This is a genomic window from Peribacillus sp. NPDC006672 (assembly GCF_050274955.1).
Taxonomy (GTDB): domain Bacteria; phylum Bacillota; class Bacilli; order Bacillales; family DSM-1321; genus Peribacillus.
This window is the reverse complement of record NZ_JBNNOR010000004.1, coordinates 46,883-70,052: the sequence shown is the minus strand read 5'-3', so window position 1 is coordinate 70,052 and position 23,170 is coordinate 46,883. Positions and strand designations below refer to the sequence as shown.

The 23,170-nt window shown below is 42.9% G+C and carries 21 protein-coding genes and 3 other annotated features; of the genes, 16 read left to right on the top strand and 5 right to left on the bottom strand.

The genetic code is table 11. The features are described 5' to 3' along the window. Positions 1 to 86 precede the first annotated feature (86 nt). Positions 87 to 599, bottom strand: a complete 513-nt coding sequence (locus ACQKKK_RS07990; protein WP_427615829.1) for a GNAT family N-acetyltransferase — start codon at positions 597 to 599, stop codon at positions 87 to 89. 170 nt (positions 600 to 769) lie between these two features. On the opposite strand from ACQKKK_RS07990, the gene ACQKKK_RS07985 reads away from it, so the two are divergent. The 12 genes from ACQKKK_RS07985 to ACQKKK_RS07930 all read left to right on the top strand — a co-directional run bounded on the left by ACQKKK_RS07985 (position 770) and on the right by ACQKKK_RS07930 (position 13,847). Next, positions 770 to 2,251: a sigma-54 interaction domain-containing protein gene (locus ACQKKK_RS07985; protein ID WP_427615394.1), complete on the top strand. Its 1,482-nt coding sequence runs from the start codon at positions 770 to 772 to the stop codon at positions 2,249 to 2,251. Positions 2,252 to 2,526: 275 nt separating this feature from the next. Beyond that, the gene (gene ablA, locus ACQKKK_RS07980) at positions 2,527 to 3,963 is read left to right on the top strand and encodes a lysine 2,3-aminomutase (RefSeq protein WP_427615828.1); all 1,437 of its coding nucleotides are present in this window, start codon (positions 2,527 to 2,529) and stop codon (positions 3,961 to 3,963) included. 2 nt (positions 3,964 to 3,965) lie between these two features. Continuing rightward, on the top strand, positions 3,966 to 4,232 hold the full coding sequence (locus ACQKKK_RS07975; RefSeq protein WP_427615392.1) for a YokU family protein: 267 nt from the start codon (positions 3,966 to 3,968) through the stop codon (positions 4,230 to 4,232). A 68-nt stretch (positions 4,233 to 4,300) separates the two neighbouring features. After that, positions 4,301 to 5,164, top strand: coding sequence for a putative beta-lysine N-acetyltransferase (ablB, locus tag ACQKKK_RS07970; RefSeq protein ID WP_427615390.1), 864 nt, complete (start codon positions 4,301 to 4,303; stop codon positions 5,162 to 5,164). Between the two features lie 13 nt (positions 5,165 to 5,177). Beyond that, positions 5,178 to 5,408, top strand: a complete 231-nt coding sequence (locus tag ACQKKK_RS07965; protein ID WP_427615388.1) for a ferredoxin — start codon at positions 5,178 to 5,180, stop codon at positions 5,406 to 5,408. Positions 5,409 to 5,499: 91 nt separating this feature from the next. Continuing rightward, complete coding sequence (locus ACQKKK_RS07960; protein WP_427615386.1) at positions 5,500 to 6,867, top strand: aspartate aminotransferase family protein; 1,368 nt, start codon at positions 5,500 to 5,502, stop codon at positions 6,865 to 6,867. Between the two features lie 10 nt (positions 6,868 to 6,877). Further along, positions 6,878 to 7,576: a CoA transferase subunit A gene (locus ACQKKK_RS07955; RefSeq protein WP_427615385.1), complete on the top strand. Its 699-nt coding sequence runs from the start codon at positions 6,878 to 6,880 to the stop codon at positions 7,574 to 7,576. Beyond that, positions 7,561 to 8,223 (top strand): 3-oxoacid CoA-transferase subunit B, encoded by a 663-nt coding sequence (locus ACQKKK_RS07950; RefSeq protein WP_427615383.1) that lies wholly within the window; start codon positions 7,561 to 7,563, stop codon positions 8,221 to 8,223. Before ACQKKK_RS07955 ends, ACQKKK_RS07950 begins: the two co-directional genes overlap by 16 nt. 19 nt (positions 8,224 to 8,242) lie before the next feature. After that, the gene (locus ACQKKK_RS07945; RefSeq protein WP_427615382.1) at positions 8,243 to 9,424 is read left to right on the top strand and encodes a thiolase family protein; all 1,182 of its coding nucleotides are present in this window, start codon (positions 8,243 to 8,245) and stop codon (positions 9,422 to 9,424) included. Positions 9,425 to 9,435: 11 nt separating this feature from the next. Continuing rightward, positions 9,436 to 10,761: a peptidase gene (locus tag ACQKKK_RS07940; protein ID WP_427615380.1), complete on the top strand. Its 1,326-nt coding sequence runs from the start codon at positions 9,436 to 9,438 to the stop codon at positions 10,759 to 10,761. A 130-nt stretch (positions 10,762 to 10,891) separates the two neighbouring features. Beyond that, positions 10,892 to 12,355: an amino acid permease gene (locus ACQKKK_RS07935; protein ID WP_427615379.1), complete on the top strand. Its 1,464-nt coding sequence runs from the start codon at positions 10,892 to 10,894 to the stop codon at positions 12,353 to 12,355. A gap of 844 nt (positions 12,356 to 13,199) precedes the next feature. Beyond that, on the top strand, positions 13,200 to 13,847 hold the full coding sequence (locus ACQKKK_RS07930; RefSeq protein ID WP_427615378.1) for a DUF7010 family protein: 648 nt from the start codon (positions 13,200 to 13,202) through the stop codon (positions 13,845 to 13,847). A 58-nt stretch (positions 13,848 to 13,905) separates the two neighbouring features. Here the strand turns inward: ACQKKK_RS07930 and ACQKKK_RS07925 are convergent, their stop codons facing one another. Then, positions 13,906 to 14,181: a hypothetical protein gene (locus tag ACQKKK_RS07925; protein ID WP_427615377.1), complete on the bottom strand. Its 276-nt coding sequence runs from the start codon at positions 14,179 to 14,181 to the stop codon at positions 13,906 to 13,908. A 168-nt stretch (positions 14,182 to 14,349) separates the two neighbouring features. Next, positions 14,350 to 14,574 (top strand) — a binding site (T-box leader). A 30-nt stretch (positions 14,575 to 14,604) separates the two neighbouring features. Beyond that, positions 14,605 to 14,828 (top strand) — a binding site (T-box leader). Between the two features lie 29 nt (positions 14,829 to 14,857). After that, positions 14,858 to 15,079, top strand: a binding site (T-box leader). Between the two features lie 59 nt (positions 15,080 to 15,138). Here ACQKKK_RS07925 and thrS point away from each other — a divergent pair. Continuing rightward, positions 15,139 to 17,046 (top strand): threonine--tRNA ligase, encoded by a 1,908-nt coding sequence (gene thrS, locus ACQKKK_RS07920; protein ID WP_427615826.1) that lies wholly within the window; start codon positions 15,139 to 15,141, stop codon positions 17,044 to 17,046. Positions 17,047 to 17,277: 231 nt separating this feature from the next. On the opposite strand, the gene ACQKKK_RS07915 is transcribed toward thrS, so the two are convergent. Then, positions 17,278 to 17,904: a LysE family transporter gene (locus tag ACQKKK_RS07915; RefSeq protein ID WP_427615825.1), complete on the bottom strand. Its 627-nt coding sequence runs from the start codon at positions 17,902 to 17,904 to the stop codon at positions 17,278 to 17,280. A 140-nt stretch (positions 17,905 to 18,044) separates the two neighbouring features. On the opposite strand from ACQKKK_RS07915, the gene ACQKKK_RS07910 reads away from it, so the two are divergent. Together ACQKKK_RS07910 and ACQKKK_RS07905 are read left to right on the top strand one after the other, a co-directional pair. After that, complete coding sequence (locus ACQKKK_RS07910; RefSeq protein ID WP_427615376.1) at positions 18,045 to 18,134, top strand: hypothetical protein; 90 nt, start codon at positions 18,045 to 18,047, stop codon at positions 18,132 to 18,134. 207 nt (positions 18,135 to 18,341) lie between these two features. Then, entirely contained in the window at positions 18,342 to 19,574 is a 1,233-nt protein-coding gene (locus tag ACQKKK_RS07905; protein WP_427615375.1) for an MFS transporter, read from the top strand. A 167-nt stretch (positions 19,575 to 19,741) separates the two neighbouring features. Here ACQKKK_RS07905 and ACQKKK_RS07900 read toward each other — a convergent pair whose 3' ends face one another. Continuing rightward, positions 19,742 to 19,885 (bottom strand): hypothetical protein, encoded by a 144-nt coding sequence (locus tag ACQKKK_RS07900; RefSeq protein WP_427615374.1) that lies wholly within the window; start codon positions 19,883 to 19,885, stop codon positions 19,742 to 19,744. 145 nt (positions 19,886 to 20,030) lie between these two features. On the opposite strand from ACQKKK_RS07900, the gene ACQKKK_RS07895 reads away from it, so the two are divergent. After that, positions 20,031 to 21,446, top strand: coding sequence for an amino acid permease (locus tag ACQKKK_RS07895; protein WP_427615373.1), 1,416 nt, complete (start codon positions 20,031 to 20,033; stop codon positions 21,444 to 21,446). 48 nt (positions 21,447 to 21,494) lie between these two features. Here the strand turns inward: ACQKKK_RS07895 and ACQKKK_RS07890 are convergent, their stop codons facing one another. Beyond that, positions 21,495 to 23,168 carry a ribonuclease J gene (locus ACQKKK_RS07890; protein ID WP_427615372.1) on the bottom strand — a complete coding sequence of 558 codons (1,674 nt, stop codon included), beginning with the start codon at positions 23,166 to 23,168 and terminating at the stop codon, positions 21,495 to 21,497. Positions 23,169 to 23,170: the final 2 nt, after the last annotated feature.

The following is a 23,170-nucleotide window of genomic DNA, read 5'->3' as shown; positions in this document are numbered from 1 at the left end:
GGGAAATAATTCACCTAAACCCGGCATAATTCGACTTAACCCGGAATAATCCTTCCTGCACAAATCCACTATTCAATCTAAAGAATTCATTCAAGTTCCAAGCACCAATCATTGCATTGCATAAAGCTCCCTGGCGGGTATTCGAATTCACATTCGGATATGAGGTTGAAGCCGAGCTTGCGGCAAATTGCGTTTGATGCAGGATTATTGATCGAAGGGAATGCGTGAATGTATTTGTATTTTCGTTCGGCTTTGATTTTCTCTATCAGTGCCTTCACTGCTTGAGATGCGATTCCTTTTCCTTGAAAGGAAGGGAGGACGCTCCAGCCGATTTCGTACACAAATTCATCATTCCACACTTTTTGCCAGTAGCCAACGGAACCGGCTGCCTCTGCCTCCGGAAACGAGATGATGCTAAACATGCATCCCTTATCCCCAATCTGTAGGTACCTTTGATGGCGTTTCAGGATTTGTTCATTATGTTCTGGTCCGCCAAGATGTTCCATCATTTCTGGGGCATTTAGTTGAAATAGTAATTCCAGGTCTTTATCTTCCCACGGTTTAATTTCTATTTTCGTTTCTTTGCTTCGTTCTGAAATCCGACTCACCTCTAAATTTTATATTTTCTTATATAACCTTCTTGGCTTTATGCGAGATTCCTTTATTTGAATTTAGTATTCTATGCCTTTATGTTGAAGTTTTAATCTTATAAGAATAAAGAGATAAATATTTACCATTAAATGCTATAATTTACAGGTGATTCTATCAAATGACAGAGAACGGAGATGAAGAAATGAAATCTTCAGTAAATCAGTTTTCCACTCAATTTGAATGGATATTGAATGTGATCAATGTGGGTGTCCATATCGTGAATAAGGATGGGGATACCGTATTCTACAATGAAATGATGGCACATATCGACGGGCTTGATCGTGAACAGGTGCTGGGGGAGAATATTTTTCAGCTTTATCCATCATTGACTGATGAATCCAGTACGCTGCATGTAGCATTGGAAAAAGGCATGGAAACGAATGAGTGTATTCAGACATATGTCAATTTAAAAGAGAAAAAAATAACTTCCATCAATAGTACGTATCCTTTATATGAGGATGGTGAAATTATAGGGGCAGTGGAAATCGCAAAGGATATTACGAAGGTCATGAATATGTACGACCAAATTGTCGATTTGCGTTCCCAGCTGGCCGAGACCCATAAGAAAAGTAAGTTCTCTGAAGGGACGGCGACCTATCATTTTAGTGATTTGATCGGTAGTAGCCCTGCTTTTCAGCAAGCGATTTCATTGGCGAAAAAAGCGGCCCGTACCCATTCCCCAGTCATGATTTATGGACCTACCGGGACAGGGAAGGAACTGGTTGCACAAAGTATACATAATGTAAGTGCTCAGCGAAATCAACCGTTCATTGCGCAAAATTGTGCAGCTGTTCCAAAGGAATTGATGGAGGGTCTGCTGTTCGGCACGACGAAAGGGGCTTTTACCGGAGCGATGGATCGGATGGGCATTTTTGAACAGGCAAATGGCGGGACCCTTTTCCTTGATGAGCTGAATAGCCTCGACCTCGGTCTGCAGGCAAAATTGCTGCGGGTGCTTCAGGAAGGTGAGGTCCGCCGTGTTGGGGGTTCGAAGGAGCAAAAAATTAATGTGAAAATCATCGCTGCGATGAACATTTCTCCAGAAGAGGCGTTGGAGCGGGGAATCATTCGCTCGGATTTATTTTTTCGCCTGAATGTCGTGACGATCCAAATGCCTTCACTTCTGGAGCGTAAAACGGATATTCCGGAAATCGTCAATCACTTTATTCAAAAATTCAACAAATCATTTTTTACGGAAGTGCGCGGGATCAGTCATAAGGCGATGCAGCGGCTTTTTCAATATCCATGGCCCGGGAACATTCGTGAACTGGGACATGCCATCGAGTTAACCTTTAACGTCATGGACGCAGGGGAAGATATGATTGATGAACATCATCTTCCTGCTTATCTTTTCCCTTCTGGAAATTACGCTGCAGCAAATGCGCAGAACCATCCTTCCCCATTGAAAAATAAGATTGATTTACCTGTCGTTCTTGAAGAAATGGAAAGGGAAATGATTATCAATATGTTTGAGAAATATAACGGGAATATCAGTAAAACGGCTGAAGCCCTTAATATTAAAAGACAGGGACTGCAATATAAGTTAAATAAGTATGGCATTGAAAAAGTTTATTCGGCAGGATCGAAGGAATCGAAATAAATTCAGGTTTTTTGAAAACGCTGTCACTGCCTTAATGATGATGTACCTTGAAGGGGGCTCTTGTGTAAAGAGATCCTCTTTTTTGATTTTCTGCTAGGTGCAAAGAATCTGGCTGCAAAAAAATGGGCGTAATGAAAAATATCTTGCGATTTTAAGATAGGTTTGCCCCCTTTTGCTAATGTTTTCCTTGTTTTGAATGTTGGCATCATTCTTGCGAGTGTATATATATAAGTTTTTAGAATAAGGGGAGGGAATTTTAAATGAATTTGATGGGAATGGATGTAAAACATAAAGAATACCTTGGTGGACGCAGGCATTATAATGATATTGAATTGTGGAAGGACGTAACGGAAGAGCAGTGGAATGATTGGATCTGGCAATTGACCAATACGATTAAAACACTGGATGATTTGAAAAAGGTCGTCAACTTGACACCGGATGAAGAGGAAGGAGTCCGGATTTCGACTCAAACGATTCCATTGAACATTACGCCTTATTATGCATCTTTGATGAATCCTGATGATCCTCGCTGTCCGATTCGTTTACAGTCGGTACCGCTTTCGGCAGAAATGAACAAGACTAGATATGATTTGGAGGATCCGCTGCATGAGGATGAGGATTCCCCTGTTCCAGGATTGACACATCGTTATCCGGATCGCGTTCTATTCCTTGTGACGAACCAATGCTCCATGTACTGCCGGTATTGTACACGACGCCGTTTTTCAGGTCAGGTAGGCATGGGTGTTCCCAAGAAGCAGCTGGACGGGGCGATTGAATATATCCGGAACACCCCGGAAGTGAGGGACGTGCTGATCTCTGGAGGAGACGGCCTGTTGATCAATGATAAGATCCTTGAATATGTATTGAGTAACTTACGTGCCATCCCGCATGTGGAAATCATTCGGATCGGCACACGTGCACCGGTCGTTTTCCCGCAGAGGATTACAGAAAATTTATGTAATATTCTGAAAAAATACCATCCGATTTGGTTAAATACACATTTCAATCATTCACTTGAACTGACGGATGAAGCGAAAAAAGCATGTGACATGCTGTCGATGGCAGGGGTGCCGCTTGGTAATCAGGCTGTTATCCTGGCTGGTATCAACGATAGTGTCCATATTATGAAAAAGCTTATGCATGACTGTGTTAAAGCAAGGGTAAGGCCTTATTACATTTATCAGTGTGATCTATCTGAAGGGATCGGCCATTTCAGGGCGCCGGTTTCAAAGGGACTGGAAATCATTGAAGCGCTGCGCGGCCATACATCAGGATATGCAGTGCCAACCTTTGTGGTAGATGCTCCTGGCGGAGGCGGAAAGATTGCCTTGACTCCGAATTACCTGCTTTCTCAAAGTCCGGATAAAGTCGTTTTACGGAACTTTGAAGGAGTGATCACAAGTTATCCAGAGCCGAAGAATTATGTTGCCGGCAGTGCGGATGCTTACTTTGATGAAGTGTATGGTACTGAGGACAGGAAAGAAGCCGTCGGGATTTCCGCTCTCATGACGGACGAGAAATTCAACTTGGTGCCAGAGGGCCTTCGCCGTCTTGACAAGAGAAAAGCGTATGAAAGCACTGATGAACATGCATCATTGAAGGATCGCCGTGATAAACGGGATGAAATGAAGGAAAAATTAAGGAAAGCCCAAGAAAAAAAGAACGCCTTGGTCGGAAGCGGCTCGGTGAATTCTGAAGGCAAGGTGGAATGAATATGGATTGCCTGTGGTGTAATGCCCCTAACGTAGAAGAAAGCGAAAAGAAGGATTGTTACTGGATCATGCCTGATGGGAAACGCTCAATAAGGGTCCTTCAAGTTCCAGCGGTGAACTGTCCGGAATGTGGAATCTATGTGTCTGATTCGATGAATCAAAAGGTGGATGAAGCCTTATCGATATATGATGTGAGTGAATACCCTGATGAGTTTACGTATGATCAGCTTCTTCAGGCACCCGTTAAGAAATTATTCAATTGGAAATAGTAGAATGCCGGGAGAAGCGGATGATATGCATCTCTTCTCCCTAATTCTTTAAATAAGGGGGATACATAATGCCTGTTCAAAAACTGCCTTTTTTCACCCAGGTAGAGACTGGGGAGTGTTATACGATGGAGCTCTATCATGATCATGCCAATCAGCGCTTGCGCATGGATGATTATCGGGGAGATATCAAAAAAGCGATTGCTCGGGCGCTTGTCATCGCAAAGGAGCAGGGCTTTACTAAAGTGATACTTAAAGCCAGAAATGAAGATTTATCTGTGGCATTGGGTCAAGGATTCATGCTGGAAGGAATATTGAGCAGGTATTTCAAAGGGAATGATGCCTATTCCATGGCCTTCTATTTAACGGATGAAAGGCGAACAAGCGACTTTTGGGTCAAGGAAGATAAAATCATCCAAGATGTAAGTGGGATTTCCAGATTGGTGGAAATGCAGCAAATACCTGAGAATTATATCCTTAGGTTTGCTGCAGAAGAAGATGCACAAGAGCTGGCGAATTTATATGGTGAAATTTTTGAAACCTATCCTACACCGATGAATGATGAGCGATATATCAAGAAAGTGATGGAGGAAGGTACGATCTTCAGTGTTATCGAATATGAAGGATCCATCGTGAGTGCTGCATCCGCGGAAGTGAATGAGATGTATCATAATGCTGAATTAACAGACTGTGCAACAATCCCCCATCATCGAAAGCATGGTTTCATGAAGGTGCTCCTCTCTGAATTGGAACAAGAATTGATCAGGAAAAATATATATTGCTCATATTCATTGGCGCGATCATTGTCAATGGGCATGAATGCCGTCTTTCACCAGCTCGGGTATGAATATGGCGGCAGATTAACGAAGAATTGCAATATTTGGGATAAGTATGAGGACATGAATATTTGGGGTAAAGATTTATCCGTCAAGTAGGAGGATTGTTTCTATGGCTAAATACACATGGGTTGATAAAGAAACCTGTATCGCGTGCGGGGCATGCGGTTCGACAGGTCCTGAGGTTTATGACTATGACGAACAAGGGATCGCTTTCGTGATCTTGGACGATAATCAGGGGATTGCCGAAGTTCCGGAGATCCTGCATGATGACATGCAGGATGCTATGGAAGGCTGCCCTACAGAATCCATCCTGATTCAGGATGAACCTTTTAACTGGTAATCTTAGTTTTTGATAATTTTTTCAATCTAGGAACTTAATTGATTAATAGAAAAAATGTACAGTGGGTACAACGTTAAAAAGGAGAGATGACATGACACGCAATCATTTGATTAAGCCTACTCTAAATCATGACTATCCCACTATCTCTCATGGGAATGGAATTTATCTTTATGATATAGATGGAAATCAATATATAGACGGATCATCAGGTGCGGTTACAGCGAGTATTGGCCACGGTGTATTAGAGGTTGTCGAGGCAATGACGGAGCAGGCCCGCAAAGTTTCTTTTGCATATAGATCCCATTTTACGAGTGAAGCCGCTGAGGCATTAGCCAAAAAGCTAAGTGAGTCGGCTCCAGGGGATTTGAATTGGTCATTTTTCGTGAATAGTGGATCGGAAGCGACCGAAACGGCGATGAAGATAGCGATTCAGCATTGGCAAGAAAAAGGATATGAGCGAAAAAATCGCATTGTCTCCAGATGGATGAGTTATCACGGGATTACGATGGGCGCTTTATCGATGTCAGGTCATGTACCAAGGAGAAAACGTTTTGTTCCGCTATTGGAGGATTTCCCTAGCATTTCCGCTCCCTACTGTTATCGCTGTCCTTATAATAGTGAACCCACCAGCTGCAAGCTTCAGTGTGCAGATGAACTGGAGACAGCCATCCAAAGGGTCGGCTCCGAGAATATCGCCGCCTTCATCGCAGAACCCATCATCGGGGCATCCGCTGGGGCTGTAACACCGCCGGATGGCTACTATCAAAGGATTAAGGAGATCTGCGAAAGCTATGACATTCTCTTTATCGCCGATGAGGTAATGACGGGAATCGGCCGGACAGGAAAAATGTTCGCGATGGAACACTGGGGAGTCACCCCGGATATCATCGCATTGGGTAAAGGAATGAGCGCCGGCTATACTCCCATGGCCGCCACAATGATTAGTGACCGTGTCATGGAGCCCATATTAAAAGGCTCGAATTCAATCATGGGCGGCCACACATATAGTGCAAACCCTTTATCTGCCGCCGTTTCATTGGAAGTGCTTTCCTACCTTGAGGGAAATGACCTGGTTCAGGCGGCTGAGGAGAAAGGTCAATACCTGTTTAAGAAGCTGCAAGGTTTGGCTAAGAAATTCGATATCATTGGCGATGTACGAGGAAAAGGGCTTCTCCTTGGACTTGAGTTTGTCTCCAATCGGATTTCAAAAACGCCATTCGACATGCAAGTCGGCCTTACTACAAGGCTCGTCAATAAGGCTTTTGCGAAGGGATTGATGATCTATCCTGCTGCAGGTGCGATTGAAGGAATTGCCGGTGATGCGGTTATCCTATCTCCGCCATTAGTTATTACGAATGAAGAAATCGATCGCCTCGTCAAGATACTGGAAGCTTCCCTTGAAGAGTTGCAGCATGATTTGCACTCGGAGGGTTTGATTGAGGACATGCAGGCTATTTAGGAGGAACGGTATGAAGCAGGCCATTACGAAGAATAACAAAATAGTGACAATGGAAGAAGCACTGGAGCATATTTCCGATGGCTGCACACTCATGTATGGTGGATTTGGCGGAGTGGGGACTCCTCCCTCGCTCGTACAGGGTATCCTTGCCAAGGGAGTTAAGGAACTGACTTTGATTGGCAATGATACTGGATTCCCTGATATCGGCATTGGCCGGCTTGTGACTGCTGAAAGGGCCAAGAAGGTCATCGCATCCCATATCGGATCCAATCCTAATGCCGGCAGGCTCATGACTGAAGGAAAGCTGCAAGTGGAATTTTCACCGCAAGGGACATTAGCTGAACGGATCCGTGCCGGCGGTGTAGGCTTAGGCGGGGTTTTTGTCGATGTCGGGATTGGCACGATAGCCGAAGATGGCAAGGACAAGATTGTTATAGAAGGAAAAGAATATTTGGTGGAAACCGCTTTGACCTCTGAAGTCAGCATCGTCCATGCCAAAAAGGCAGATTCGCTTGGGAATTTAGTGTACGACAAGACTGCGTGTAACTTCAATCCGCTGGTAGCGATGGCTGGGGCCTTCACGATTGCGGAAGTGGAAGAAATCGTTCCTGTAGGCGAATTGGATCCTGAGTGCATTGCCACACCAGGCATTTATGTAGATATGGTGATTCCGACAAAAGGGGTGAATTGGAAATGGGCATGGCAGTAGATGTACGAAATCGCATCGCGAAACGCGCTGCCAAGGAAATCCATGACGGCTTGATCGTCAATTTAGGCATCGGCATCCCTACCTTGGTGGCCGACCATATACCTCAAGATATCCATGTGCTGTTCCATGCGGAAAATGGAGTTCTCGGTACAGGTCCAAGTCCGGATCAGGGGAAAGAAGATCCTGCTCTCTGTAACGCAGGAGGGTTTCCGATCACAACTGTAATGGGAGCTTCTTACTTTGACAGTGCAACGGCATTTGGGATGATCCGGAAAGGATATATCGACATTACCATCCTTGGTGCCTTGGAAGTCAGTGAAAAGGGGGACTTGGCGAATTGGATCGTCCCAGGTAAGCGGGTACCGGGGATGGGCGGGGCGATGGAGCTTGCCCAGAAAGCCAAAAAGGTGATCGTCTTGATGAATCACGTGAATAAGCAGGGTGAATCAAAGATATTGAAGGCATGTACGCTTCCATTGACGGCAAGGCAGAGTGTGGATTTGATTATTACGGATATGGCTGTCATGGAAGTTACGGAAGAGGGTTTGGTGCTGAAGGAAGTCATGGCGCCATATACTGTGGATGATGTGATAAGGAATACAGAGACGACGCTGAAAATCGGAGCTACTGTCAACAGCATTGAATAGGTAAGAGGAGGAAAAAAGCATGAATGAGGTTGTCATCGTTGCTGGGGCGCGAACTGCAGTTGGATCCTTTGGAAAATCACTCCGGAATGTTAATGCTACCGAATTGGGCCGTCAAGTATTGGAAGGTTTAATGGAGAATTCCGGGTTAGGTAAAGATATGGTCAATGAAGTGATTTTCGGACATGGCTATGTCCACGGAGGCGGACTAAACTCGGCCCGAATTTCGTCGCAAATGGCAAGTTTCCCGCACAGTGTTCCAGGACACGTTGTAATCAAAGCATGTGGATCAGGTTTAAAGGCCATTACCAACGCTGCTTTAACTATCGCCGCTGGTCAAGAAGACGTAATCATTGCCGGCGGAGTGGAGAGCATGAGCAATGTGCCTTATATCGTGAAAAATAGATGGGGCGGTAAATTTGGAAACGTAACGATGGAGGATGCTCTTCTGGCAGATGGATTAATATGTTCCTTGGGAAATGAGCATATGGGAATAACAGCCGAACGTCTGGCTGAAAAATACGGTATCCGTCGTGAAGAACAGGATCAATTTGCTTATCAAAGCCACAAGAAGGCTTGGAAAGCTATAGCAGAGGGTCGCTTTGATAGAGAAATTATTTCGCTTAAAATCAAGGATCGAAAAGGGATTCAAACCTTCAACCATGACGAAGGGGTACGCGAGGACATTCATCTGAGTCAACTAGCCAGTCTTCCAGCAGTATTCAAAAATGAAGGAACCATTACGGCAGGAAATGCTTGTCCCATGAATGATGGAGCTGCAGCTGTACTATTAATGTCCAAGCAGCAAGCAGAAGAAAAGGGATTCAAACCGCTCCTGAAAATCAAGGCTTTCGCCAGTGCGGGTGTTGAACCTGGAGTTATGGGGATTGGACCCGTACCAGCGACTCGAAAGGCATTGGCAAAAGCAGGTCTATCGTTAGAGGATATCGGACTGATTGAACTTAATGAAGCCTTTGCTGCCCAAGCACTTGCAGTGATCAAGGAGTTAGATTTGAATCCGGATATCGTCAATGTCAATGGAGGGGCCATTGCACTTGGTCACCCTGTAGGAGCAACAGGTGCAAAATTGACAGTCACACTGATGCATGAAATGTTGCGTTCACAAGTTAAGTACGGAATGGTAACGTTGTGTATGGCAGGTGGAATGGGACTTTCGGTAATCTATCAGAATATGTGTAAATAAGGAGGATAAAAGTGCCGGATATAAAAAAACGGATAAACCAATGGATCAATGATCATCGGGAAGAAGGAACAGACCTATTGCAAAAAATGGTACAAGCCCCGAGTACACAAGGAAATGAAGCTGGGGCGCAGGCCATCGTTGCCCAAAAGCTGAAGGAAATGGGTTTACAGATTGATAGTTGGGAACCTGACGGCGGCGAACTGAAGAAGCATTCTTATTTTCATTCTCCACGCAGTGAGTTTTCAAACAGCCCTAATGTGGTAGGAATCATGAAAGGAACTGGAGGCGGCCGATCCATCATTTTGAACGGGCACATCGATGTGGTTCCGGACGGTGATCGGAACCAGTGGGATGACGACCCATATAGTGGAGCCATTAAGAATGGAAGAATGTTTGGGCGCGGCGTAACCGATATGAAAGGGGGCAATGTATCCCTGATCCTTGCCATGCAGGCATTGAAGGAAAACGGCATCCAATTAAAAGGAGATGTCATTTTTCAAAGTGTGATTGAAGAAGAAAGCGGCGGGGCCGGAACATTAGCGGCGGTTCTGAGGGGATATAAAGCCGATGCTGCCCTTATTCCTGAACCGACGAATATGAGGATTTTTCCGAAACAGCAGGGTTCGATGTGGTTCCGGGTCCATGTTAAAGGGCGGTCAGCCCATGGCGGAACAAGGTATGAAGGCGTTAGTGCCATTGAAAAAAGCATGATCGTCATCAATCATATTCGTGCCTTGGAAGAAAAGCGAAATGCACGTATCAGTGATCCGCTTTATCAAAACACGCCTATTCCGATTCCAATCAATCTAGGTGTCATTGAAGGTGGTAATTGGCCATCATCCGTTCCCGACCTTGTGAAAATCGAAGGGAGGATGGGCGTTGCGCCGGAGGAAACGATGGAGCAAGCGAAGGAAGAAATGGCCGACTGGTTATTGCAGCTGAAAGAAGTGGACGAATGGTTCAAGGAAAATCCGCCCGTATTGGAATGGTTCGGGGCACGCTGGGTTCCAGGGGCAATTGATGTGGAACATGAACTGATGAATGCGCTTGTCCATCAATTTCGTCGGGTTGCAGGACAGGACCCGGTCATCGAGGCCTCTCCGTGGGGAACGGATGGGGGATTGCTGACACATGTCGGTGAAACGCCTGCAATCGTGTTCGGGCCTGGAGTAACCGAGGTTGCCCACTATCCAAATGAATACATCCTACTCGACAATGTGTTCTCGGCAGCGGAGATCATCGCCCTTACTTTAATTCAATGGTGTGGAATGGAAATTGAGCAGGATGAGGTTATTCCGGCTGGAAATAGGCTGACGATACCAGGCAATGGCAATTAAACCGGATACTAGCCTAGCCGTAAAGCCTTAAATATCATGATATCCCTAGTTCGAATATAGTCTTCCGCAAAGCGATTGTGGGAGACTATATAAATCTTTTAACTTTAATAGAAAATGAGGTAGGAACCATATGGACATGAATCTCATTGATAATCAAGAACCGACAGTTAAAAGGAAACTGAAAGCAAGGCATATGACCATGATTGCCATAGGCGGTTCAATCGGAACCGGATTATTCCTGGCAAGCGGGGCAACCATCCAAAGCGCAGGGCCCGGTGGTGCCCTCGCTGCATATGCATGCATTGGGATCATGGTTTATTTCCTTATGACAAGCTTAGGTGAAATGGCGACATATATGCCTGTATCGGGTTCATTTTCCACCTACGCCACACGCTTTGTAGATCCCGCATTCGGCTTTGCACTTGGCTGGAATTATTGGTTTAACTGGGCAGTCACCCTTGCCGTGGAAATAGCTGCAGCAGCCATCATCATGAAATTCTGGCTCCCTGATGTACCCAGCCTTATATGGAGTGCATTATTTCTAGGAATCGTCTTCACCCTCAACGCCCTATCCATTAGAAGCTATGGTGAATCTGAATATTGGTTTGCTTTAATAAAAGTCATCGCCATCATTTTCTTTATCATTATTGGATTATTGACCATCTTAGGGGTTTTTGGCGGAAAGGTGATCGGGTTCGAAAACTTCACCATGGGTGAGGCACCATTCAAGGGAGGGTTTTTATCGATCATCAGCATCTTTCTAATAGCCGGCTTTTCCTTTCAAGGCACGGAACTTGTTGGTATTGCTGCCGGTGAAAGTGAGAATCCCGAAAAAAATGTCCCGAATGCGATCCGCCAAGTATTTTGGCGCATCCTATTGTTTTACATCGGGGCCATCCTGATACTCGGCCTGTTAATTCCTTATACAAGCCCAAGTTTGCTGAACGGGGATGTGGAAAATATTTCTGTAAGCCCTTTCACGCTTGTTTTTGAACGCGCAGGATTTGCATTCGCGGCATCCGTCATGAATGCTGTCGTGTTGACTTCCTTACTATCCGCAGGGAACTCGGGGCTTTATGCTTCAACGCGGATGTTATGGTCGATGGCGAAAGATAACCAAGCTCCCAAATTCCTTGCTAAAGTCAACCGCAGGGGAATCCCGATGAATGCTTTGATTCTTACGGCATTAATTGGCGGGCTCGCCTTCTTGACCTCCGTTTTTGGGGATCATGTATTTACATGGCTATTAAACGCATCGGGGCTAACCGGCTTTATCGCCTGGATTGGAATAGCCATAAGCCATTATCGCTTTAGACGCGCCTACGTCGCACAGGGCGGTAACATAAACGAATTGAAATATAAAGCAAAATGGTTTCCATTCGGTCCGATTCTTTCATTCGTCCTTTGCATGGGTGTCATTGCAGGACAGAACTATGAAGCATTCCTAAGCGGCAGCATCGACTGGTATGGCGTCGCTGTCTCCTATATCGGACTGCCGCTATTCCTGGCGATTTGGCTAGGATATAAAATTTATCATAAGACCAAAATAATTTCATTGAAAGATTGTCAATTTGATAAATCAGATGTGGCTTGATATGAATGGACAAAAAACCTGAGATCCCTTGGTGGACTCAGGTTTTTTTATGAATCCAATAGTAGATGAAAATGCCGATATATCGTTGAAAGTAAGAATATATCGACGGACCCCGCAGTTATATCTCCGAAAATAAGAATATATCGACGAATCCGCAGTATATCTCCAAAAGACAGGAAATATCGACGAAACCCGCAAGTATATCTCCGAAAGTAAGATATATCGACGAAACCCGCAAGTATATCTCCGAAAATAAGAATATATCGACGAAAACTGCAAGTATATCACCGAAAGTAAAAATATATCGACGAAAATGCAGTTATATCTCCGAAAGTAAAAATATATCGACGAAACCCGCAAGTATATCTCCGAAAGAAAAAATATATCGACGGACCCCGCAGTTATATCTCCGAAAATAAGAATATATCGACGAATCCGCAGTATATCTCCGAAAATAAGAATATATCGACGAAACCCGCAGTATATCTCCGAAAGAAAGAATATATCGACGAAAACTGCAATTATATCTCCGAAAATAAGAATATATCGACGAAAACTGCAATTATATCTCCGAAAGAACAAATATATCGACGGACCCCGCAGTTATATCTCCGAAAATAAGAATATATCGACGAATCCGCAGTATATCTCCAAAAGACAGGAAATATCGACGAAACCCGCAAGTATATCTCCGGAAATAGTAATATATCGACGAAAACGGCAATTATCTATTAAAATTCGCAGTATGGTATTTTTTGCAATAAATCATTTTTTATAGCTGAATAATTGGGGAGGATGCGCAATACATTAGTCTATGCACGATATTACTTAGGACGAAAGGAAAATGATGATGCAAACCTCTGGACTCATTTCGAAAGAGGCGTTTCGCGGTTCTGGAATTGGAGTCATTTTCATGGCGTTCTTCGGTACGCTGTGGGCGGGTATCGGTGTAATGGGATTGCAAGGCTGGGGTTCTCCATACGTGGAACTTGCTGCCGTTATCACAGGAATCGTAATGGTTATTGGAGGCATTTCATTAATACATGCATCACAAAAAATGCCTGATCAAGTTTCAGAAAAAGGAACTAGGCATTTGAAGCGTATCGGATTCTGGTTTAACATCGTCTTCATTGCCGAAGGGGTGCTGATTGGGGCTGCCATTGCAATTTGTAACGCAATCAATCAAACCGATCTTATACCGGGAGTCATCGCTATTATAGTGGGTATCCATTTTTTACCTTTGGCATCGCTTTTTCAAATCAAACTATACTATGTAACAGGATCACTTCTCTGTTTATTGGCGCTTATCACATTGCTAGTGATTCCAAGGACTGTCATGTTTGGGGAGCAACACATCATTGCACAATTATCCTTGCTGGGCTTTGGCTGTGCGCTAATTCTGTGGGCCACTGGAATTACGCTATGGCTTTACGTAAAGAATGGTAGGGGATTGTTTGTAAACCAAACACACAATGAAGATCATCAAGGCTAAAGCACATGTGGACAACATACAAAAACCCGTTATCGCTAACGGGTTTTTGAGGTTTTCATTAATTTTTCATCCAGGTTAATAGCCTTACGATTTGAAATGGTTCATTCCAAACGAGAATAAAACTTAAAAGAAAGAATGCAGCCACAGCCAAAAATTTCGACTTTCCTTTTTCACTTTTAAACATCGCCCCGAAACTAAAGAACATGCCAATAAGTAACGCACCGAATCCTAAGACCATAAGAAGCTCAAAGGCTTTAGGAAAAACAAAAGAACAGCCAAGTGATACGGTACCAATCACTGCAAATACGATGGACCAATAGCTTAATCTTTTCATAGCGACTCCTTTTTTACTAATTATACCAATTTAATGTCTGCTGGAGATAGTATTTCATATCATTCATTTACCCTTTTCTGCCTGTTTTCGAAAAAAATCCAAGCATTCGATGTTGTCACTCATGGAAATATATTGTAATATATATAACAATATAAAAACCATTAACATGTAGAAGCCATGATAAGGACATGAATCATTTTTACGGTCAACAGAGAGGGAAGGGCAGCTGCAAACTTCCTGGCTTAGGAAACTGATTTACCGCCTTTGAGCCATATCGGTGAACATAGAGTAACTGATATCGTCTAAGCTGCGTTACAAGCTCCAGAGCCATGAGTTTTTTCTTGCTTATGGGAAATTGGGTGGAATCACGGGTATAACGCACTCGTCCCTTATTTAGGGATGGGTGCGTTTTTTATTTTTATAATTATTGCCATGATAAGGACATGAATCATTTTTACGGTCTATAGAGAGGGGAGGGCAGCTGCAAACTTCCTGGCTTAGGAAACTGATTTACCGCCTTTGAGCCATATCGGTGAATGTAGAGTAACTGATATCGTCTAAGCTGCGTTACAAGCTCCAGAGCCATGGGTGTTTTCTTGCTTATGGGAAATTGGGTGGAACCACGGGTAAACGCACTCGTCCCTTATATAGGGATGGATGCGTTTTTTTATATAAAAATATTGCCATGATAAGGACATGAATCATTTTACGGTCTACAGAGAGGGAAGGGCAGCTGCGAACTTCCTGGCTTAGGAAACTGATTTACCGCCTTTGAGCTATATCGGTGAACGTAAAGTACCTGATATCGTCTAAGCCGCGTTACAAGCTCCAGAGCCATGAGTGTTTCTTGCTTATGGGAAATTGGGTGGAACCACGGGTAAACGCACTCGTCCCTTGCATGGGATGAGTGCGTTTTTTTATTACCAAAAAAGGGGTGTTTAAGTGATGGGTGAAAAAATGATTAAAGTTCAATTCCCGGATGGGCAGCAAAAGGAATATCCGCAAGGCATCACAGTGGAAAGAGTGGCAGGGTCCATCAGCTCAAGTTTAAGGAAAAAGGCGGTTGTAGGAAAACTGGATGAAAAGCTGGTTGACCTAAGTTTCAAGTTGGATAAAGATGCCGAATTGTCGATCCTGACTCTGGATTCGGATGAAGGATTACAAGTTTTACGTCATACATCGGCGCATGTTTTGGCACAAGCCGTCAAGAGATTATACGGAAATGTGGAATTAGGGATGGGGCCAGTCTTGGAAGATGGTTTTTACTATGATTTTAAGTTAGAACATCCTTTGAGCTCAGTAGATCTGCAAGCTATTGAAAAAGAGATGGAACATATCATAAGTGAAAACCTGGAAATTAAAAGAATCGAAGTGTCTTATGAAGAAGCTGTGAAGTTATTTGAGGATAGAGGAGAGTCATTCAAGCTGGACATAGCAAAGAACATCCCTAAGGGTGAAAAACTAGCGCTCTATCAGCAGGGGGAATTCATCGATCTGTGCAGAGGGCCGCATCTTCCATCCACGTCATATGTAAAATCGTTCAAATTAACTCGTGTATCAGGTGCCTATTGGCGGGGAGACAGTCAAAATGAAGTTCTTCAACGGGTGTATGGCGTGGCTTTCAGAAAGAAAAAGGATTTACAGAATCATTTGAAATTCATAGAAGAAGCAGCCAAACGCGATCATCGTAAATTAGGGAAGCAATTGGAGTTATTCATGTTTTCGGAGGAAGCCCCTGGAATGCCGTTTTATTTACCGAAAGGACAAATTATTAGAAATGAATTGGAGAAGTTCTCACGGGAGCTTCAGACTGACGCTGACTACGACGAAGTTCGGACTCCTTTCATGATGAACCAGCGGTTATGGGAACAATCGGGTCACTGGGATCATTACCATGAAAATATGTATTTCACAGATGTGGATCATATAAAATTCGCGATGAAGCCAATGAACTGTCCGGGTCATATGCTCATATTCAAAAACAATCTTTATTCTTACAGGGATTTACCCATCCGGATGGCGGAGTTCGGTCAAGTCCACCGGCACGAGTATAGCGGTGCATTAAACGGGATGCTTCGGGTCCGGACATTTTGTCAGGATGATGCCCATATTTTTGTTCGGCAGGATCAAATCGAAAGTGAGATAAAACAAGTGTTTCATCTGATTGACGAGGTGTATCGTACTTTTGGATTCGAGTATTCAGTGGAGCTGTCGACTCGTCCAGAGGATTCATTGGGCGATGATTCCCTTTGGGAGGATTCTGAATCAGCCTTGAAAAATGTTCTGGAAAACATCGGGATACATTATCAATTAAATGAGGGGGACGGGGCATTTTATGGACCGAAAATTGATTTTCATATTAAAGATGCACTAAAACGAAGCCATCAATGTGCTACGATTCAACTTGATTTTCAAATGCCCGATAAATTTGATTTGACTTACATCGATGAAAATAATGAAAAGGTCCGTCCGGTCGTCATTCATCGTGCGATCTTTGGATCAATCGACCGTTTTTTTGGAATCCTGATTGAACATTTTGCTGGTGCTTTTCCAGTATGGCTTGCCCCGGTGCAAGTACAGATCATCCCTGTCTCACATGTTCATTTGAATTATTGTTTAAAGGTTCAAAAAGAACTGAAGGGTCACGGCATAAGGGTGAAAATTGATGAACGGAATGAAAAGCTGGGATATAAAGTTAGGGAAGCACAAATGGGGAAAATCCCATATATGCTCGTTCTTGGAGATAAAGAAGAGAAAGAAAATGAAGTGAATGTCCGGAATTACGGGGAACAAGAATTTGAAAGTGTCGCAATTGAAGGGTTCATCAAGAAAGTGGTCCAACAAATAAAAGGCCGAAGCATCTAACAAGGAAGAGTGTTGAAAATTTTTGCTGAATTCACGAATGCTTTTATAGGACAGCAATTTTAGCTGTCCTTTTTTCTATCTGACTAACAAGCCAATACCTATTAATCACGAGTAAATGCACCGAATTCACGAGTAAATCCCTGAAATTCACGAGTAAATGCTAATTTCCATACAGGATTAAGTTTAGCCATGCCTCTGTTTGGTCTTTCTTTCTATTGCAATTATTAGATCTTATGTAAATAAAACCTTGGCCGCTTGGATGGCGAAGTAAATGCCTATCCCTATAAGGGATATTCCTGATATGATCGAAATGCCCATTAGAATGGGTTTGGATAAAAAACGTCTGAAGGTGCTGGCGATGATGGCCATTGTGAAATCCCAGGCTAAGAGGCCGACAAGAATCCCTGAACTGTATAATAGTAGATGATTCATATCATATTTTGAAGCGGAGTTTGCGAGAATTGATCCATAAATCCCCAGCCAAAACAAAATGGATAAAGGATTCGAAAGGGACATGATGAATCCTGATAGGAATGAAGAAAAGAGGGAATCTTTCGCTTTCCGTACATTCACTTCAATCTTACCCGCACTAAGAAGAGTTTCGATTCCGGTATAGGTCAGGACAAAAAAGCCAAAAAGCCACAAAAATGTTTTCATGAAGGAGTTATCTAAAAAGTGGACGACACCGAAAAAAACGAGGGCTATGAAGACAACATCCGCTAAAATGGCACCCCAGCCGAAAATCCAGGCATGCCAAAAACCTTTCTTGATTCCCTTGTCCAATTGGGCAGCGTTAATTGGACCGATAGGAGCTGCCAGTGATAAGCCTAATAATACATAGCTGAAAAAAACACCCAAATCATCACCCCATCGTTTGATACAACTGCTTATTTGAATGTATTCAAACAATTGGACTTGTACCACCTTTTTATCTAAGTCAGTCCTGATGCTTTGGATATTAAGAATAAACAAATAGAAGTAGTTCAATCTTTGGGAAAGTGGAAAAGAATATATTTGTTGCTCAATGGGACTGGGAGAAGGCCATAGCAAAAGAACAGCGTAACTTAAATACATTAAAATCCGAGTGAATGCTGAAAACCCATTCTTTTAAAGAATGGGCTATTTGTTATAAAGAATTTTAAAGTCGAGGCAAACTAGGAACAAATGGGATAATTTTGGGTTGCGCGCTACTGAATAAATCTTTCTGTCCAATAACATAATAATTAAAGACATCTTAATAATGGTCAAAGATAGGTTACCTTTTATTGCTTTTATAATGGATGAGGAGTGTAAGTATGGAAGGTCATGAGAAGCAAAATAATAATGTAAGCGTGTGGTGTCTGATCAGTATGGCATCGATTCCATTGGTAATGACCCTTGGAAATTCAATGCTTATCCCGGTTTTGCCCATTTTTGAGGAAAAGGTGGGAATATCATCATTTCAATCGAGCATGGTGATAACAAGCTATTCCGTTGCATCCATTTTTTTAATTCCTATAGCTGGTTATTTATCAGATCGATTTGGACGGAAAATGGTGATTATGCCAAGCCTTGTCCTTGCCCTTATTGGCGGCTTGGTTGCAGGTTATGCATCATGGAAAATGGATAATCCTTATACATGGATCATCATTGGGAGAGTATTGCAAGGGATTGGGGCATCTGGAGCCTCGCCCATCATTTTGCCTCTAGTGGGTGACCTTTACAAGGATGATGATGAAAAAACCAGTTCTTGTTTGGGTATCATCGAAACATCGAATACATTTGGGAAAGTGCTGAGTCCAATATTGGGTTCCCTTTTTGCTGCATTTATCTGGTTTTTACCATTCTTCTCGATTTCATTCTTCAGTTTAATATCTATTGTCTTGGTCTTTTTCTTTATAAAGGTACCAAAAGAGAAGGATGAACCGAAGAAATTAAAAGAATTCTGGCATGATACGAAAAAAATATTCAAACAGGAAGGAAAATGGTTATATACAATTTTCCTGATTGGTGTATTTGTCATGTTGGTTCTTTTCGGTGTTCTTTTCTTTTTGTCAGACAATCTTGAAAAAATCCATGATTTGCATGGAGTCAAAAAAGGTTTAGTGATAGCGATCCCGCTGTTTTTCCTTTGTGTATCTTCTTATGTTGCAGGGAAAAAAATCAAGGGAGAAATACCAATCATGAAAAAGATCATCATGATCAGTTTAGCCGTCCTTTCAATCAGCCTTGTATTTGTCGGTTTTACAAAAGAAAAGGTTTTCCTTTTATTACTCGTAACGAGCTTGGTGGGGATAGCAATTGGTGCGTTATTGCCGACACTCGACGCAATCATCACTCAAAATATAAAAAAGGAACAGCGGGGGACGATAACTTCTTTTTACATGTCATCAAGGTTCATCGGAGTTGCGGCAGGTCCGCCGGTCATGTCCCTTGTCATGAAAAATCATCTCAATATTAGTTACATCATTTCAGGAATCATTGGTATATGCATTGTATTTATTGTTTTGAAATTCATTAGTACAGACAAGAAAGAAGCTACCAGCTAAAAGACTTAGAAAAAACATACAAAGAAATTCTCCGGAAAAAGTCTGGTTTTCCACGGCTTTTTTTGTGTGGATTCGCGGCATGACTGGATCGTGGGGAAAGGGGCGATGATCGCAAATGCTTTGTTCATGATCCTCGGTTTTTAGAAATCCCAATCACCCAATGACTTTTAGGCGGATTTGGTCGAAAGTGTTTTACGGGAATAGAGATTCTTTAATTTCCTTTTTTTAACCGGATTCATCATGTCAGTGACCAGTCCATTATCCATTTTATTTTGGTTGGGGATATATGGATCTGTTTTATCATGGGACATCCCAGCTTCTCTTCCTCGGTCTTTCCTGCTGGTCTTTTTTTGTAGCGGCATTAACGAATGGATTTCGCAGGTTCATAAATGAAAAAGCTTAATGGCTAATTTTCCGGCATTATCAACACTATGAATGATGGAAGGGGGTAATGTTATGACAAAAGCCAATTGCAGTTCAGCGAAAGGGAAGTCAATTCAAGATTCCAAATCATCAGGTGAGCAACAAGGAGATATGAAATGGTGGCAGCTATCTTTAGTCGGTGTAGGCTGTACGATCGGGACAGGATATTTTCTTGGATCCACCATAGGGATTAAAACGACAGGGCCATCTATTGTATTTTCATTTGTTTTGGCTGCATTAGGTACATACATCGTTTATAATTTGCTTGCTAAGATGACGGCTGCCGATCCTCAAGAGGGTTCTTTTTGTTATTATGCCAATAAAGCATTTGGACGATGGGCTGGCTTTAGCTGTGGCTGGAATTATTGGTCCTCCAATATATTGATCATGGGAAGTCAGCTTACTGCACTTTCGCTGTTATCTCAATTTTGGTTCCCGAAAGTCCCGTTGTGGCTATTTTCGGCTGGATTTGCCATTGTTTCAATCTTTGTGGTATTGCTTGGAACAAAAGGGTTCGACAGAGTTGAAAACATCCTTGCGGTAATTAAGACAGCTGCAATCGTAATGTTTATCATTATAGCAATATGTGCCGTTTTCGGCTGGTTTGGTCTTGATGGAGGGAAACCGCCATCGTTTCCGAATACGTACAATGAATTATTTCCAAAAGGGCTAAAAGGGTTTTGGACATCTCTTATCTATGCTTTTTATGCATTTGGCGGCATTGAAGTCATTGGACTGATGGCAATGCGGCTGAAAAAGAAAGAGGATGCGCCAAAGGCAGGGACGATCATGCTCATGGTTCTTACAATCATATATGTGGTTTCATTGGGATTAGCTGTAACCATGATTTCATTAGGAGCATTCAGTGAAAAAGAAAGCCCATTCGTTTCGGCATTGGACAGTTATCACCTGGCGTTTTTCCCGCACGTTTTTAATGGTGCAATCATCATTGCCGGTTTCTCGACGATGACCGCTTCACTATTTGGTGTAACCAATCTATTGGTAACCCTCTCCGATGATGGAAATGCACCCGCATTATTCATGCAAAAGATCAAGAAATTCAAGGACCTTCCACTGCCCTCACTCGGTCTAGGGGCCTTGGGACTTTTAGGATCAATCATTACTGCCTTGCTCCTGCCAGGCAAGATTTATGAATACATTACAACATCAGCTGGGATATTGCTTTTGTATAACTGGGCATTCATCATTCTTTCTTCATTCAAAATATTGGAAAATAAGATGTGGAGTAAGATTACCGCCTTTTTCGGACTTCTGCTAATTTTTGCCGCGGTCAGTGGCACTCTGCTTGAAAAAGAGATCCGTCCCGGGTTTTTCATAAGCCTTTTATTCATCGTGATCATCGGGCTTGCTGCCATTTTCATGAAATTCAAGGTTTGGAATAAGAACAAGGCTATGGCCGCAAGAGCGAGTAAATCAGAACTTGATTGAAAAAAAGGAACTTGACTATATGAAGTCTAGTTCCTTTTTTTGCTGACGCTAAATCTCAATGATTAATGGAAGGATCATTGGTTTTTTCTTGGTTTGGTTATAGAGATATTGCCCTATTTCCTTCTTTATGGTTTGTTTAATGATATTCCATCGATATATTTTTTCACTTTGTAAGTCGTTGACCGTTTTCGTGACAAGACGATTTACATGTCTAAGGAGCTCTTCGGAATTTTGAACATATACAAATCCACGGGAAATGGTATCGGGACCTGATACTATTTTTCTTTCCATCTTGCTTAGTGTTATGACAATTACGAGCATCCCATCTTCGGAAAGCTGCTTACGGTCGCGGAGTACGACTTCTCCAACATCACCAACGCCCATACCGTCAACAAAGGTATTGCCGGCAGCAACCTTTCTCGTTTGACGGGCGACCGAGTTTTCAATATCCACGACATCGCCATTATTGATAATGAAAGTATTGTCCTTTTCCACCCCTACAGACTCAGCAAGTAGTCGATGTTGGTGCAACATCCTATACTCACCGTGAATGGGTATGAAATACTTAGGTTTCATCAGGGTAAGCATGAGCTTTAACTCTTCCTGATAGGCATGTCCAGAAACATGCATGCCAGTTACAGTCCCAGAACCGTAAATGACTTTAGCCCCCAATTGAAACAGGTTGTCGATGATACGGGAAACATCCCGTTCATTTCCGGGTATTGGAGTGGAGGCAAGAATCACTGTATCATCAGGTAATATACTCATATCCCGATAATTCGAACTGGAAAGGCGAGACAGGGCAGCAAACGGCTCTCCTTGACTTCCCGTACATAAAACGGCTACTCTTTCAGGAGCATAATTATCGACTTCATGTGCTTGAATCAGCATCCCATCAGGAACCTCAAGGTAGCCGCGCTCGATGGCAACGGATACGACATTCACCATGCTTCGTCCCAGTAAGGCGAGTTTTCGGTTTGTCTTCTGGGCAGCGTTCACCACTTGTTGAACGCGATTGACGTTTGAAGCGAAAGTTGAAAGAATGACTTTCTGTTTAGCCTGCATAAACGCCTCTTCAATATGACTGCCAACCAGATGCTCCGAGGGACTGGATCCGGGACGTTCAGCATTAGTGCTCTCAGATAATAAAACCAAGACACCTTCACTCCCGATTTTGGCCATTTTATGAATGTCGGGATACTGATCATTCATGGGAGTTAAGTCAAATTTAAAGTCCCCTGTATGTACGACCGTGCCTTCCGGTGTATGCATGGTGACTCCAAGACAATCGGGGATACTGTGATTCGTTTTGAAAAAATCCAGACTCATCTCCCCAAATTCCAACGTTGAATCCGAGTCGATCTGGATTAATTCAGTATCAGCCAAAAGGTTATGTTCTTTTAATTTCAATTCAATCAACCCAAGTGTTAAACGTGTGGCATAAATGGGTATATTCAATTTTTTTAAGAAATAGGGGATACCGCCTATATGATCTTCATGCCCATGAGTCACGATTAAAGCCCGGATCTTCTCCTTATTTTCCTGTAGAAAGGAAATATCAGGAATGATCAAGTCGACTCCTAATAAACTTTCATCAGGAAACTTTGCACCGCAGTCGATAATGACCATATCGTTTGAATATTGGACCACATACATGTTTTTACCGATTTCATTCACTCCGCCTAAAGCCAGAATGGACAAAGCATTTTCATTCACACTCAAAT